The 14,745-nt window shown below is 73.7% G+C and carries 10 protein-coding genes; 6 read left to right on the top strand and 4 right to left on the bottom strand.

The window, feature by feature from the left end; all coding sequences use genetic code 11:
- The first annotated feature begins 93 nt into the window (after positions 1-93).
- Both D7223_RS11600 and D7223_RS11605 read left to right on the top strand, forming a co-directional pair.
- On the top strand, positions 94-1,497 hold the full coding sequence (locus D7223_RS11600; protein ID WP_120728207.1) for a hypothetical protein: 1,404 nt from the start codon (positions 94-96) through the stop codon (positions 1,495-1,497).
- Positions 1,498-1,721: 224 nt separating this feature from the next.
- The gene (locus D7223_RS11605) at positions 1,722-2,861 is read left to right on the top strand and encodes a SigB/SigF/SigG family RNA polymerase sigma factor (RefSeq protein ID WP_120727996.1); all 1,140 of its coding nucleotides are present in this window, start codon (positions 1,722-1,724) and stop codon (positions 2,859-2,861) included.
- A gap of 103 nt (positions 2,862-2,964) precedes the next feature.
- On the opposite strand, the gene ctaD is transcribed toward D7223_RS11605, so the two are convergent.
- The 4 genes from ctaD to D7223_RS11625 all read right to left on the bottom strand — a co-directional run bounded on the left by ctaD (position 2,965) and on the right by D7223_RS11625 (position 8,128).
- On the bottom strand, positions 2,965-4,992 hold the full coding sequence (gene ctaD, locus D7223_RS11610) for an aa3-type cytochrome oxidase subunit I (RefSeq protein ID WP_120727998.1): 2,028 nt from the start codon (positions 4,990-4,992) through the stop codon (positions 2,965-2,967).
- Positions 4,993-5,096: 104 nt separating this feature from the next.
- Complete coding sequence (locus D7223_RS11615; protein ID WP_120728000.1) at positions 5,097-5,825, bottom strand: ATP-binding protein; 729 nt, start codon at positions 5,823-5,825, stop codon at positions 5,097-5,099.
- 112 nt (positions 5,826-5,937) lie between these two features.
- Positions 5,938-7,095 (bottom strand): glycosyltransferase, encoded by a 1,158-nt coding sequence (locus D7223_RS11620; protein ID WP_120728002.1) that lies wholly within the window; start codon positions 7,093-7,095, stop codon positions 5,938-5,940.
- Positions 7,096-7,144: 49 nt separating this feature from the next.
- On the bottom strand, positions 7,145-8,128 hold the full coding sequence (locus tag D7223_RS11625) for a glucosyl-3-phosphoglycerate synthase (RefSeq protein WP_238161842.1): 984 nt from the start codon (positions 8,126-8,128) through the stop codon (positions 7,145-7,147).
- Between the two features lie 228 nt (positions 8,129-8,356).
- On the opposite strand from D7223_RS11625, the gene D7223_RS11630 reads away from it, so the two are divergent.
- From D7223_RS11630 to secA2, 4 genes are all read left to right on the top strand, one after another.
- On the top strand, positions 8,357-9,364 hold the full coding sequence (locus tag D7223_RS11630; RefSeq protein ID WP_120728006.1) for a Gfo/Idh/MocA family protein: 1,008 nt from the start codon (positions 8,357-8,359) through the stop codon (positions 9,362-9,364).
- Positions 9,357-10,445, top strand: a complete 1,089-nt coding sequence (locus D7223_RS11635; RefSeq protein WP_120728008.1) for a zinc-dependent alcohol dehydrogenase — start codon at positions 9,357-9,359, stop codon at positions 10,443-10,445. The genes D7223_RS11630 and D7223_RS11635 overlap by 8 nt, the downstream gene beginning before the upstream one ends.
- A gap of 35 nt (positions 10,446-10,480) precedes the next feature.
- Positions 10,481-12,229 (top strand): ABC transporter ATP-binding protein, encoded by a 1,749-nt coding sequence (locus D7223_RS11640; RefSeq protein WP_120728011.1) that lies wholly within the window; start codon positions 10,481-10,483, stop codon positions 12,227-12,229.
- 96 nt (positions 12,230-12,325) lie between these two features.
- Positions 12,326-14,617 (top strand): accessory Sec system translocase SecA2, encoded by a 2,292-nt coding sequence (gene secA2, locus D7223_RS11645; RefSeq protein ID WP_120728013.1) that lies wholly within the window; start codon positions 12,326-12,328, stop codon positions 14,615-14,617.
- Positions 14,618-14,745 lie beyond the last annotated feature (128 nt).

Below are 14,745 nucleotides of genomic sequence, written 5' to 3' on the forward strand. Positions count from 1 at the left end.
CGACCAGTGCGTGATGCCCCGTTTGAACCGCATCCGGGCGGGAAGCCGGGCCGCGTGGTGAGCGAACGAGGCAAGGTGGAGCCGGTGCACAAGGTGCGCGCGGGGCTCACGGCGGACGGCGCCGGGTTGGCCGGCGACCGGGTCGTGGCCGTCGGCAGCGGCGCCCGGGTGCTGGTCGCGGCCACCGCCCGGGCGCTGCGCGGGACGGACTGCGCGGACCTGGGACACCCCGGGCCGCTGTCCCGGTTCACCGGCGCGCCCGACCCGGTACGCCGGGCGGCGGCGACCCGGGCGGCCGGGCGGGTGGCGCTCACCGTGGGGCAGACCGCCGAGGTCGACGCCGGCCGGGTGGCGGCCTGGTTCGCCGACCAGTACCCCCGCCGCCGCTACCCCGGTGCGCTGCTCGGGTCCCCGCACGGGGCGGTCGCGCATCTCGCGACGGCGCTCGGCGTGCCCTGGCTGCCGACCGGCTTCGAGATGTCCGCGCACTGGGCCCGGGGGGCGGTCGACCGGCCCAAGGCGGCCCTCGACCACGGCGCCGCCCTGGCCGGCCGGTTGCTCGCCGGCAACCCCGACCTGCACGTACGCCAGGTGCACTGCCCGGCCAGTCGCGGCGCCCTGGCCGGCGCGACGGTGGCCCTGGCGGCCCGTTGGCGGTCGCTGCCGGTGGCGTACGCGCGGTTCCTGGCCGACCGCCTGGAGCCCGGGGCGCCGCTGCTACTGGTCGGTGACGCGCGCACCTGGCCGGTCCTCGACGGCGGATCCGGGCACAGCTTCCAGGTCGGCTGCCCGGGCAGCGGGCTCGACCCGGTGGACTTCCACCCGGACAGCCACGCCCTGCGCCAGGTGCTGCGCTCGGCCGGGGGCGAGAGCGCGGACTGGGAACCACCGGAGGTGACCTCCCCACGCGGTTCCGCCGAGCACGCCGTCGAGGGCGACCTTGAGGCCGACGTGCGGCGCTTCGCCGGCGTACACGGACACCCGCTGCACCGGGTGCTCGCCCCGCAGCCGGCGGCGTTGAGCGCGGCGACCGCGGACCTGTACCGGCGCTGGCTGCGCGCGGCCGGCAAGACCGGCGACCGCCTCGTGGTCGAGTGCGGGCGGCTGCTCGACCCGTGGCAGGTGGTGCGGGCCGGGATGGTGCCGTACTGGTGCGAGAACGCCACCCGGCGCAGCGTGGACCAGGTGGAGTGGTGGCTCGCCGGCAGCGAGCCGTTCAGCTCGGTGGACGTGCTGCCCGAGCCGCCCGGCCTGCGGTCGCCGGCGCTGGCCGGGCTGCCGCAGTGGCTGGCGGTCGCCGGGTTCGGTCGCCGCCGGCGCGCCCTGGACCGGACCTCCGCCCGGGGCTACCCGGTGACCTCGGTGCCCACCCGACGTGCCACGGAGGTGTTGCGCGCCCAGCCGTACGACCTGCCGACACCGGCGCCGATGAGTGTGCCGGACGCCTTGGAGGCGCTCCGCGACAGCGGCCGCCACCAGGGATTACTGGTCTGTTGAGACCAGCACACCGAAACATCCTCGCGATACCGGGGTCCCGTGATTGAGTACCTACGGAGCGGGAACACCGCTGGCTGCGACGGCCTGATAACGCCGCGTCGCGCAGCGTCGTCACCCGCTGGCATCCCAGTCACGTAACCCAACTTCCGGCCCGGTGCGTGGTCCGACCACGCGCACGACCGGTTTCCCAATCCGGGCGGGGGACCTTCCTGAGGGAGGCGCGGATGTTCGGACAGACCACCACAGGTACCCCACCACCCACCGATCGGGGTCTTGAGGACCTCGACGCGGCGGCGCTGGCGTACGCGGCACGGATCGAGGGCCTGCCACCGGAGCGGCGGCAGGAGGCGCGGGACGACCTGGTGCGCTTCGCGCTGCCCTTCGCCGGCCGGTTGGCGCGGCGCTACCGGGGGCGGGGGGAACCGCTGGAGGATCTGGAGCAGGTGGCCCGCCTCGGCCTGGTCAACGCCGTCGACCGGTACGACCCGGAACGGGGCTCGTTCACCGCGTACGCGGCGATCACCATCGTGGGTGAGATCAAACGACACTTCCGGGACCGCACCTGGGGCGTGCACGTGCCCCGCCGGCTGCGCGACCTCATCCTGGAGGTCGGTCAGGCCACCGCGGCGCTGACCAGTGAGTTGTCCCGGGCGCCCACCGTCGCCGAGTTGTCGGCGCGGCTGGAGACGCCCCAGGAGGAGATCCTGGCCGCCCTGGAGTCGGCCGCCGGGTACAGCCCGGCGTCGCTCAACGCGCCGGTCGGCGGGGAGAGTTCCGCGGAGTTCGGCGACCTGGTGGGTGAGTCGGACAACGCGTTGGAGTCCGTCGACGACCGGGTGACGGTCAGCGGCCTGCTGCACCGGCTGCCCTGGCGGGAACGGCGGATCCTCGCCATGCGCTTCTACGGCAACCAGACCCAGGCGGAGATCGCCGCCCGGTTCGGCATCTCCCAGATGCACGTCTCGCGGCTGCTGTCCCGGGCGCTGACCTGGCTGCGGCAGGCGATGCTGGCCGACGCCCCGCCGCCGTGGCAGAACGGCGCCGCCGAGTCGGACACCGCGAAGACCCGGATCTCGGTGAAGCAGAACGGCGACCGGGTGGTGGTCGAGGTCGGCGGTGAGGTCGACCGGGACGGCGCGAACCAGTTGCGCCGGGCGATGCTGGAGGCGGTCACCGGCCAGCCCGCCGAGGTGGTCGTCGACCTGGTCGGTGCGGGCGTGGTCGACGCCGGGGGGATCGCCGCGCTGATGGCCGGGCAGGAGGCGGCGGCCCGCACCGGGGTGCCGCTGCGCCTGACCCGGGTGCAGCCGGCGGTGCGCCGGTCGCTGACCGCCGCGGGTCTCGCCCCGGCCCGCGAGGGCTGACCGGCACGTCCGTGGGGCCGGCACCACGATGGTGCCGGCCCTCTCGGCGTACGCGGAAAGGGCCGGCACCATCGTGGTGCCGGCCCTGACCATGCGTCGTCGGTCACTCCTCCGGTCGGTCGTCGCCGCGGTCGCTGTGCGGGTGCCGCCAGCGGCCCGGGCTGCGCCGGGTTTCACCACGGTCGGAGTCCAGCGGGTTCGGGTTCTCGTCCCCGTTCGGCGCGTCGCTGTTCTCGAAGCTGGGCCGGCGTACGTCCTCCGGCTCCGGTACCTCCACCGGCCGCGCGCCGGACTGCGGGGCCGGCTGGTAGGCGACCGCGTCGCGGGCGCCGCGCGCGCCACCGGCGGCCGGCGAGTCGGGCCGGTGCGATTCGCGGTGCAGTTCCTCGCGGAACTCCTGCGGTGGCTTGACGGTGCGCTGCGGCAGGTCCCGGCCCAGGTCGGCCACCAGCGGGCCGTACTTGGCGTCGAACGCGGGCCGCTCCGAGCGGACCCGGGGCATCCGGTCGAAGTTGCGCAGCGGCGGCGGGCAGGTGGTGGCCCACTCCAGGGAGTTGCCGAAGCCCCACGGGTCGTCCACGGTGACCATCGCCCCGTACCGCCAGGACTTCCACACGTTGTAGATGAAGAACAGCGTCGAGGCGCCGAGCAGGAACGAGCCCACCGTGGAGATCATGTTGAGCGTGGTGAAGCCGTCGCTGGCCAGGTAGTCGGAGTACCGGCGGGGCATGCCCTCGCTGCCCAGCCAGTGCTGGACCAGGAAGGTGGCGTGGAAGCCGATGAACATGGTCCAGAAGTGCACCTTGCCGAGCCGCTCGTCGAGCAGGCGCCCGGTCATCTTCGGGAACCAGAAGTACACCCCGCCGAAGGCGGCGAACACGATGGTGCCGAAGAGCACGTAGTGGAAGTGCGCGACCACGAAGTACGTGTCGGAGACGTGCCAGTCGACCGGCGGGCTGGCCAGCAGCACCCCGGTGAGCCCGCCGAGCAGGAACGTCACCAGGAAGCCGATGGCGAACAGCATCGGCGTCTCGAAGGTGAGCTGGCCCTTCCACATGGTGCCGATCCAGTTGAAGAACTTCACCCCGGTGGGCACCGCGATGAGATAGCTCAGGATGCTGAAGAAGGGCAGCAGCACCTGGCCGGTGGCGAACATGTGGTGCGCCCAGACGGCCATCGACAGCACGGTGATCGCGATGGTGGCCAGCACCAGACCGGTGTAGCCGAAGATCGGCTTGCGGGAGAAGACCGGGATGATCTCGGTGATGATGCCGAAGAACGGCAGCGCGACGATGTAGACCTCGGGGTGGCCGAAGAACCAGAACAGGTGTTGCCAGAGCATCGGCCCGCCGGTGGCCGGGTCGAACACGTGCGAGTTGAGCAGCCGGTCCGAGGCGAGCGCCAACAGTGCCGCGGCCAGCAGCGGGAAGACGAAGATCACCAGCACGCTGGTCAGCAGCAGGTTCCAGGTGAAGATCGGCATCCGGAACATCGTCATGCCGGGCGCGCGCAGGGTCAGCACGGTGGTGATGAGGTTGACCGCGCCGAGGATGGTGCCCAGGCCGGAGATCACCAGGCCGACCACCCACATGTTGGCCCCGACGCCGGGGGAGTGCTCGGCGCTGCTCAGCGGGGAGTACGCGAACCATCCGAAGTCGGCCGCGCCGCCCGGTGTCACGAACCCGAGCACGACCATGCTGCCGCCGAACAGGTAGAGCCAGTAGGCGAACGCGTTGAGCCGGGGGAACGCCACGTCGGGCGCGCCGATCTGCAACGGCACGACGTAGTTGCCGAACGCGAAGACCAGCGGCGTCGCGAAGAGCAGCAGCATGATGGTGCCGTGCATGGTGAACATCTGGTTGTACTGCTCGGGGGAGAGCAGTTGCAGGCCGGGGCGGGCCAGTTCGGCGCGGATGAGCAGGGCCAGCACTCCGCCGATCAGGAAGAAGATGAACGACGTGATCAGGTAGAGCAGGCCGATCACCTTGGCGTCGGTGGTCCCCAGCAGCTTGATCAGGCTGCCGCCGGGTGTGATCGCGCGGAACGGACCGGGGTAGCCGCCGAAGCGGGCCGGCGCCAGAACCGCGGGACCGCGGTCTCGCGCGGGTTCCGTGGTCACCCGTCTGGCCATGGTCTCACCCCGTCACAACGGCAGAAAGGACGGGCGCGACTACCCGCCCCTTCTCCCATGTAACCAGGCGAGAGAGACTATTCAGGCTAGAGCGGAAATTTCGGTCAGTTCGCCGGGAGTGTCGCCCAGACGACCTTGCCCTCGCCGGCCGGCATGCTTCCCCACCGCTGGGCCAGCTCGCGGACCAGCATCAGCCCCCGGCCGCCCTCGGCCCGCGGGTCCGGCCGCACGGCACGCGCGCCGGCCGGATTGCCGTCCACCACCGCCAGGTGCAGGTACGGCCGGCGCAGAGTGAGGGTGACCTGCATCGGCGTACCCGCGTGCCGCACCACGTTGCCGACCAGCTCACTGAGCACGAGCGACGCCGGACCGGCGGCCTCCGGCAGGTTCCACCGCGCGCACGCCTCGCCGACCATCTCCCGGGCCCGCCGGCACGCTCCGGCGACCGGCTCGAACCGGGCCCGCAACCGGGGTGCGGCGGCGGCGTTCGCCACCCGGGTCGCCTCCGCGCAGTCGCGCCGCACCGGCACCACCCGGCAGGCGGTCGACTCCGCCAGCCAGGTCGCCGCGGCCGGCGGCGGGGAGCACAGCACCACCGGCACGCCCGGCCAGTCGGCGGCCCGGCGGGCGGTGGCCGCGAACACCGACAGGGCCAGCTCGTCCCGAACGGTGACGTCGGCGAGATCGATCACGAGCGCGTCCGGCTGGGTGGACAGGCAGCGGTCCAGCACGGTGTGCACCGCGCGCATGGTGCCCAGGTCGAGCCCGCCGTGCAGCCGCACGACGGTCACCGGAGACCAGTCGCGCACCTCGCAGGTGATCCGGCTCGGCATCGCAGCCCTCGTTTCGCTGTGTCGGGGGTCATCTGCGAACTACCCGGGGCCCAGCAGGGCGAAACCGCACCCACCTCCGCCCACCCCGCGGTGGGGTGGGCGGAGGTGGGGGTCAGGCTGGCTGGAGGTGGGGGGTGGTGGCCTGCTGGCGTACCCGCTCGTATAGCCGCACGTACTTCTCGGCCATCACCGCCGGGGTGAACCGCGCGGCCGCCTCCCGCCGGCACTCGTCCGGATCGAGCAGGCCGGCGGCGAGCAGCAGGTCGCCCAGCTCCTCCTCGTCGGTGGTGAGCAGGCCGGTGCGACCGTGCTCGATCAGCTCGGGCAGGCAGCCGCGCGCGGTGGCCACCACCGGCGTACCGAGGGCGAGGGACTCCACCACGGCCGTGCCACCGGGCTCCTCCCAGCGCAGCGGGAAGAGCGAGGCCCGGGCGCCGGCCAGCAGGTCGTCGCGGTCCTGCCCGGCGACCGTGCCGACCCAGCGCACCAGGTCCCCGTCCACGTGCGGGGCCACCTCGTCGTAGAAGAACCGGACATCCGGGTTCTGCCGCGCCTCGTCCCCGGCGGCGGCCAGGTCCTCCGGCCGGTGGTAGGGCCCGACCGGCCCGGCCAGCACCAGCGGGACACCGACCCGCTGGGCGAGCCGCGCGCCGACGTCCTGCCCCTTACCGGGATTGATCCGGCCCAGGATGATCAGGTAGTCGCCCTTGTCGGGCAACCGGCGCCGGTCCGCGTCCACCGCCAGCGGTGTGGACAGGTGCACGTGCCCCACCGAGTGGTCCCGCAACGCCTGCGGCGCGCGGGCCAGTTGCGACGCGGACACGCCGTTGACCCGTACCCGGTCGCCTCCGTCGAGGTTGCCGTACAACGCCGGGTGCTTGGCGAGGTCCCAGTGCAGGGTGTGCAGCGCCGGCGGCGCGTCCGGACCCATCGCGGCGAGGGTGGCCAGGCCGACGGCCTCCACGTGGTCGTGCACCAGGTCGATGTCGTCGCGCGCGTGCACCACCCGGGCCACGCCGGCCAGGTGCGCCTGGGCGACCCCGCACACCTGGTTGTACGGCCGTTGCAGGGCGTGGAACTGCCCGTCGGGGAACACCGAGAACTTCTCGTCGACCGCGAGGGTGCTGCTGTCCACCGAGGCCAGCACCACCTTCACGCCGAGCCGACGCAGCTCCGGCACCAGGGTGGCGATGACGTTCTCGATGCCGCCGTAGCCGGGGGGCGGCACGGACAGCCACGGTCCGGCGTTCATCAGGACGGTGAGGCTCATCGGGCGCGGCTCCTCTCTTCGGCGGGCGGTGGGGTGGTCCGGGCCCGCCTCACGCCGCGGCCACCCGACGGCGGGGCACCCGGTGGCGCAGCTCCGCCAACGGCGGCCGTTCCTCGATCGAGACGTCGTGCACCACGATTTCCCGGTCCAGGTTCGGCAGCGCCTCCGAGCCGCCGCGCCGGAACTGGGTGAGCAGGCCGGCGGGCATCGCACCCGGGGCCGCCCAGCCGCGCCGTTGCAGCCGGGTCCAGGCGGTGAGCATGATCTGCGCGGACATCCGGCCCAGGGCCGCGGTGTCCTGGTGCCGGTGCTTGCGCTCGCCCAGGTCCACCTGGGCCAGCGCGTCCAGTCCGACCAGATCCAGCAGGTCGATCAGCATCGCCGTCTCGACGCCGTAGCCGGACACGAACGGCACCCGGGACAGCACCTCGCGGCGACCGGCGTACTCACCGGCGAGCGGCTGCACGAAACCGGCCAACTCCGGCCAGAACAGGTTGAGCAGCGGACGCGCCATCAGCTCCGTCACCCGCCCGCCGCCGTCAAGCTCGACGCTCGTCGCACCCACCAGTGGCCGGTGGTAGAAGCCCTTCACGAAGTCCACCGACGGATCGGTGAGCAGCGGGCCGATCAGCCCGGTGACGAAGTGCGGGCGGAACTCCCGCAGGTCCGCGTCGACGAACGCGACCACGTCGCCCTCGGCGGCGGCGAGGCCGGCCCACAGGGCGTCCCCCTTGCCGCTGAGCCGCGGCAGGCCACGGGTCATCGCGTCCTGGCTGACCACCTCGGCTCCCGCGGCGCGGGCGACCTGCGCGGTACGGTCGGTCGAGCGCGAGTCCACCACGATCAACTCGTCGACAAGCGCCACCCGGTCCATCAGATGCTCGCGGATCGTCGAGACGATCGCGCCGACCGTCGCCTCCTCGTTGCGCGCCGGCAGCACCACGCTGACCCGGGTGTCCCCCTTGGCCCGCATGAGCCGCCGGGCCGGCCAGTCGGCCGCCGAGGTCGTCCGGTAGGTGGCCCACGCCTCCACCACCGGTGAGACAGTCGTATCCAAGTTCCGCACAGGCACCCCCTGATCGTGGGCGGAAAAAGCAGAGTTGGTTTTCCCACTACCCTCCTCGCGCTAACCGGGTAGGGGCTAACAACCTGATCACGGACCGGACGACGCAGTGTTCCCAGGCGGTGAACGTTTGATTGCGAACGCGCGGGGGGAGTGGGGACAGCCGGAACATGAAAACTCTGGTGAGAAGGGCTCTACATGCGCGTGTGCCGGGTGGGACTGGTAGGAGCCGGTGGGGTGGCGCAACGCCATGCCCGGGTGTTGAGCGGTTTCGACGACGTCGAACTGCTCGGGGTGACCGACGTGGTGCCGGACGCGGCGGCGGAGCTGGCCGGCGCGCACGGCGCAAGGGTCTTCTCCGATGTCGAGGAGCTGCTGGCCGCCGGTCCGGACGCGGTGTACGTCTGCGTGCCGCCGTTCGCGCACGGCCCGGCCGAGGAGGCGGTGATCGCCGCCGGGGTGCCGATGTTCGTGGAGAAGCCGGTGGCGGTGGACCTCGCCACCGCCGAGCGGATCGCGGACCTGGTGGCGCGCCGGGGACTGCTGACCGGGGTCGGGCACCACTGGCGGTACCTGCCGGTGGTGGAACGCGCCCGTGACCTGCTCGCCGACCGTCCGGTGCGGATGGTCAGCGGGGCGTGGCTGGACAAGGTGCCGCCGGTGGCCTGGTGGGCGCGGCGGGACCGCTCCGGCGGGCCGGTGGTCGAGCAGGCCGCGCACGTTCTGGATCTGGTCCGGCTGCTGGTCGGCGAGGCCACCGAGGTGACCGCGTACGGCAACGGCACGCCACCGCCGGTCCAGGGCGCCGACATCGACTCGGTGACCACGGCGGCGCTGCGGTTCGCCGGTGGTGCGGTGGGCACCCTCAGCGCGGCCTGCGTCCTGGGTTGGAAGCACCGCGCCGGCCTGGAGATCCTCGCCGACGGCCTCGCCCTGTCGCTGACCGAGGACGGCCTGGTGGTACGCGACGCCGACGGCGAGCGCCGGTTCGACGCCGACCCGGACGCCGCCCGGGTGGCCGTGGACCGGGCGTTCGTCGACGCGGTCCGGGGGGTCGGCGACGACGTCCGCGTCCCCTACGCCGAGGCGTTGGGCACCCAGCGGCTCGCCCTCGCGGTCGCCGACTCGGCGCGCACCGGCCGGACCGTACGTCTCGGGTCGCCGGACGCCGCGTCTGTCGTGACCGGGGTGACCGTCGATGCGTGACACGGTCGTGGCGGTCAGCGGTCCCGGCCGGGTCGAGCTGGTGGAGCAGGACAGCCCCGAGGTCCCCGACGGCGGCTTCCGGGTGGAGACGCTCTACAGCGGTGTGTCCGCCGGCACCGAACTGAGCTTCGTCAAGGGCACCAACCCCTACCTGAACGTCACCTGGAACGCCGGCCTCGGCCTGTTCCAGCCCGGCGCGGCGAGCACCCCGTACCCGGTCACCCGGTTGGGTTACATGCAGGTCGGGCGGGTGGTGGAGAGCCGCACCCCGGCGGTCGCCGTGGGCACCGTCGGCGCGATGACGTACGGCCACCGCAGCGGGTACGTCGCCGACCCGCTGACCGAGCGGTTCGTGCCGCTGCCCGACGACCTGGACCCGCTGCTCGGGGTGTACGTCGCGCACATGGGCCCGATCTGCGCCAACGGGGTGCTGCACGCCGCCGCCGACCTGTGCGGCACCGACGTCCGCTCGCTCGGCGACGGGGTGCGCGGCCGGCGGGTGGCGGTGGTGGGCAGTGGCGTGGTGGCCCTGCTCACGGCGCTGTTCGCCCAGCGGCACGGCGCCGCGTCGGTGGTGGTCCTGGACCCGACGCCGCAGCGCCGGGCGGTCGCCGAGGCGCTCGGCCTGGAGACGCTGGACCCGGAGGCCGACGACCCGGCGGTGGTGCTCAAGACCCGGTGGAACCACGCGGCCGGTGACCGGGGCGCCGACGTGGTGTTCCAGTGTCGGGGCCAGGCGTGGGCGCTGCACCTGGCGCTGCGACTGCTGCGACCGCAGGGCACCGTCGTCGACCTGGCCTTCTATCAGGGCGGCGCGGACGCGGTCCGGCTCGGCGAGGAATTCCACCACAATGGCCTGTCGCTGCGCTGCGCCCAGATCGGGCGGGTGCCGCGCGGGCTGGCACCGACCTGGGACCGGGAGCGGCTCTCCGCGGAGACCGTCGAGCTGCTGCGGGAGCACGGTGCGGCGATCCGTAAGCACCTGGTGTCGGCGGTGGTGCCGCTGGCCGAGGCGCCGACGGTGCTGACCGACCTGGCCGAGCGCCGCCGGCAGGAACTGCAGGTGGTGTTCACCGGCTGACCGAGGGGTCGTACCGGCCGGCTACCGTTTCCGGCATGACCTCGGTGCCGAACCGGCCGGTCGGCCTGGCCGCCCTGCTGCCGTACCTGCGCGCCCACCGCGGCCTCCTCGCCGTGGTGGGCGCGCTGTCGCTGCTCGGGGCGGCGACGTCGCTGGCACAGCCGCTGCTGGTCCGCTCGGTCCTGGACGGCGTCTCCGCCGCGGCCCCGGTGGCCGGTCTGGTCGGGCTGCTGGTCGCTCTGGTGGTGGCCGGCGCGCTCCTCGGCGGCCTCCGCGACTACCTGCTGCAACGCACCGCCGAGGGGCTGGTCCTCGGCACCCGCCGGCGGCTGGCCGGGCACCTGCTGCGGCTGCCGATCGCCGAGTACGACCAGCGGCGCACCGGCGACCTGCTCTCCCGGGTGGGTTCGGACACCACGCTGCTGCGCGCGGTGGTCACCTCCGGGCTGTTCGAGGTGGTCACCGGTGCGGTGCTGGTCGTCGGCGCGGCCGGCGCGATGCTGCTGCTGGACCCGGTGCTGTTCGGCCTGACCCTGCTCGGGGTGGCCGCCGGCGTCGGATTCGCCCTCACCGTCGCCCGCCGCGTGCGCGCCCTGTCCCGGGCGGCGCAGGAGCGGGTGGGCGAGATGACCTCGGCCGTGGAGCGGGCGATCTCCGCCGCCCGGACGATCCGCGCGGCCCGCGCCGAGCGGCGGGAGAGCGAGACGGTCGGCGACAGCGCCACCGCGGCGTACGCGGCCGGCCTGCGGGTGGCCCGGGTGCAGGCGGTGGTGGGACCGGTGAGCACGGTCACCGTGCAGAGCGCCTTCCTGCTGGTGCTGGCCGTCGGCGGCGCCCGGGTGGCCTCCGGGGCGATCACCGTGGGCGATCTGGTCGCGTTCGTCATGTTCCTGTTCTTCCTGGTGCTTCCGCTGGGGCAGGCGGTGCACGCCTACACCCAGTTGCAGACCGGCCTGGGCGCGCTGCAACGGATCGAGGAGATCCTGGACGTCCCGGTGGAGGGCGCGGCCGACCGGATCCCGCCGGGGCCGGCGGCCCGGACCCGGCCCGACCCGCCGATGATCGAGTTCGACCGGGTCGGCTTCGGCTACCCGGACGGGCCGCCGGTGCTGCACGAGGTCAGCTTCGCCGTGCCGGCGGGCACCCGGACCGCCCTGGTCGGCCCGTCCGGCGCCGGCAAGTCCACCCTGCTGGCCCTGGTCGAACGCTTCTACGAGGTCACCGCCGGCGCGCTGCGGGTGGACGGCGTCGACGTACGGGACGTGCCCCGCGACGTGCTGCGGGCCCGCCTGGGCTACGTCGAGCAGGAGGCCCCGGTCCTCGCCGGCACGCTGCGCGGCAACCTGCTGATCGGCGCGCCGACGGCCACCGACGCCCAGCTGCGCGCGGTGCTCGACGAGGTCAACCTCGGCCACCTGGCCGAGCGCACCGCCGACGGGCTGGACGTGCAGGTGGGCGAGGGCGGGGTGCTGCTGTCCGGCGGTGAGCGGCAGCGGCTGGCCATCGCCCGGGCGCTGCTGGCCGGCCCACCGGTGCTGCTGCTCGACGAGCCGACCAGCAACCTCGACGCCCGCAACGAGGCGGCGCTGCGCCGGGCGATCGACGCGGTCGCCGTACGGCGCACCCTGCTGATCGTGGCGCACCGGCTCTCCACCGTCGTGGACGCCGACCAGATCGTGGTCCTCGACGGCGGCCGGGTGGTCGCCACCGGCACCCACGACCAGCTGACCACCACCAGCCCGCTGTACCGGGAACTGGCCACCCACCAGCTCCTCGTCACCTGACCGGCGCAGGCCGGCGGGCGGGGCGGGGGACACCCCGGCGCGGCGGGCGCGGACCGGGAAGCGCCGGGGGCCTCCGGTCGCGTACCGTTGCCGCTCATGGGTGTGTCGCAACGGTTCAAGAGCAAGTTCCGGCGCTTCCTGCAGCGCCCCGGCACGACGGTGGACCTGGGTCCGCTGGAGAAGCTGCTGCCGGCCATCGAGGCGCGCGAGGAGGAGCTCTCGGCGCTCGACGACGTCGAGCTGACCGAGGCCGCCGGCCAGGCCGAGGGCTACACCGAGATCTGCGCGATCGGCCGGGAGGCCGCCCGCCGCGCCCTCGACCAGCGGCCCTACGACGTGCAGCTGCTCGGCGCGATGGCGCTGCTGTCCGGCAAGGTCGCCGAGATGGCCACCGGTGAGGGCAAGACACTCACCGCCGTCATCGCCGCCTACGGTCACGTGCGGGTCGGCAACGGCCCGGTGCACGTGCTCACCGTCAACGACTACCTGGCCCGCCGTGACGCGCAGTGGATGGAGCCGGTCTACGCCCTGCTCGGCCTCCGGGTCGGCTGGGTCAACGAGGCCTCCACCCCGCAGGAGCGGCGCGACGCGTACGCCTGCGACGTCACCTACGTGTCGGTCAGCGAGGCCGGCTTCGACTACCTGCGCGACCAGCTGGTCACCGACATCGCCGACCGGGTGCAGCCGCCGCTGCGCACCGCGATCGTGGACGAGGCCGACTCGATCCTGATCGACGAGGCCCGGGTGCCGATGGTCCTGGCCGGCGCGGTGCCCGGCGAACAGGACCCGGTGCACGCCGCCGCCGCCCTGGTGCGCGGGCTGCGCAAGGGCAAGCACTACACCGTGGCCGAGGACGGCCGCAGCGTCGCCTTCACCTCCGCCGGCCTGGCCGCCGTCGAGGCCAAGCTCGGCGTCGACCTCTACGACGAGGAGCAGGTCGCGCAGCTCTCCGCGGTGAACGTGGCGCTGCACGCGCACGCCCTGCTGCACCGCGACGTCGACTACATCGTGCGCGACGGCTCGGTGGAGCTGATCGACGAGATGCGGGGCCGGGTGGCCCAGCGCCGCCGCTGGCCGGACGGGCTCCAGGCGGCGGTGGAGGCCAAGGAGGGGCTGGACGCGACCTCCGAGGGCGAGGTGCTCGGCACCATCGCCGTGCAGGCGTACGTCGGGCTCTACCCGAAGGTGTGCGGCATGACGGCGACCGCGGTGCTGGTCGGCGACCAGCTGCGTGAGTTCTTCGGCCTGGAGGTGGCGGTCATCCCGCCGAACACCCCGTGCGTGCGGGAGGACGAGCAGGACCGCATCTACGCCACCCTCGCCGAGAAGGAGGAGGCGCTGGTCGACGAGATCAAGCGCCACCACGAGCGGGGCCGTCCGGTGCTGGTCGGCACCCTGGACGTCAAGGAGTCCGAGGGGCTGGCCGCGGCGCTCGGTGCGGCCGGGGTGCCGAGCGTGGTGCTCAACGCCAAGAACGACGACGAGGAGGCGGCGATCATCGCCGAGGCCGGCGCGTACGGCGCGGTCACCGTCTCCACCCAGATGGCCGGCCGGGGCGTGGACATCCGGCTGGGCGGCAGCGACGGCGCCGACCGGGACCGGGTGGCCGAGCTGGACGGCCTCTATGTGATCGGCAGCGGCCGGCACGACAGCCGCCGGGTCGACGACCAGTTGCGGGGCCGGGCCGGGCGGCAGGGCGACCCGGGCGGGTCGGTCTTCTTCGTCAGCCTGGAGGACGACCTGGTCGCCCGGCACGCCGGCGACACGGTGCCGGCCTCGCCCCGGATGAACGCCGACGGTCTGGTCACCGACCCGCAGGTCGACTACGCGGTGGAGCACGCCCAGCGGGTCGCCGAGGGCGTCAACCACGAGATCCACCGCAACACCTGGCGCTACAGCGTGGTGATCGAGCAGCAGCGCAAGGCCCTCGCGGAGCGCCGCGAGCGGCTGCTCACCAGCGACGTCGCCGCGCTGATGCTGCTGGACCGGGTGCCCGACAAGGCCGGCGAGATGGACGAGGACCTGCTGGCCCGGGTGGCCCGGACGATCGCGCTGCACCACCTGGACCGGCTGTGGGCCGAGCACCTGGCCGAGCTGTCCGAGGTCCGCGAGGGCGTGCACCTGCGGGCGTTGGGCCGGCTCGACCCGCTGGACGAGTTCCACCGGGCGGCGGTGCCGGCGTTCAACGACCTCGTGCCGGAGATCGAGCGGCGGACCATCGCCACGTTCACCGAGACCGAGTTCGACGAGGACTGGGAGCCGGACCAGGCCCAGCTGGTGCGGCCCAGCGCCACCTGGACCTACCTGGTGCACGACAACCCGTTCGGCTCGGAGCTGGACCGCCTGATCGCCTCGGTCGGCCGGCGTCTGAGCGCCGCCCCGCGCTGAGCCCGACCCGCTGCTCCGCCCGCCCCTCCCGCCCCGTACCGGGGACGGGAGGGGCCTGCACGCGCCGTTTCGACCCCACGTGTCGCGGGTAGTAGGGCGGGTCCGGAGAATCGGCAGAGTGCGGAGGA

The organism is Micromonospora endolithica (genome assembly GCF_003626595.1).
Lineage (GTDB): Bacteria > Actinomycetota > Actinomycetes > Mycobacteriales > Micromonosporaceae > Micromonospora > Micromonospora endolithica.

Coding starts and splice junctions, on each gene's coding strand:
- D7223_RS11605 (WP_120727996.1), top strand. CDS start 1,722: ATGTTCGGACAGACCACCACAGGTACCCCACCACCCACCGATCGGGGT.
- ctaD (WP_120727998.1), bottom strand. CDS start 4,992: ATGGCCAGACGGGTGACCACGGAACCCGCGCGAGACCGCGGTCCCGCG.
- D7223_RS11615 (WP_120728000.1), bottom strand. CDS start 5,825: ATGCCGAGCCGGATCACCTGCGAGGTGCGCGACTGGTCTCCGGTGACC.
- D7223_RS11620 (WP_120728002.1), bottom strand. CDS start 7,095: ATGAGCCTCACCGTCCTGATGAACGCCGGACCGTGGCTGTCCGTGCCG.
- D7223_RS11630 (WP_120728006.1), top strand. CDS start 8,357: ATGCGCGTGTGCCGGGTGGGACTGGTAGGAGCCGGTGGGGTGGCGCAA.
- D7223_RS11635 (WP_120728008.1), top strand. CDS start 9,357: ATGCGTGACACGGTCGTGGCGGTCAGCGGTCCCGGCCGGGTCGAGCTG.
- D7223_RS11640 (WP_120728011.1), top strand. CDS start 10,481: ATGACCTCGGTGCCGAACCGGCCGGTCGGCCTGGCCGCCCTGCTGCCG.
- secA2 (WP_120728013.1), top strand. CDS start 12,326: ATGGGTGTGTCGCAACGGTTCAAGAGCAAGTTCCGGCGCTTCCTGCAG.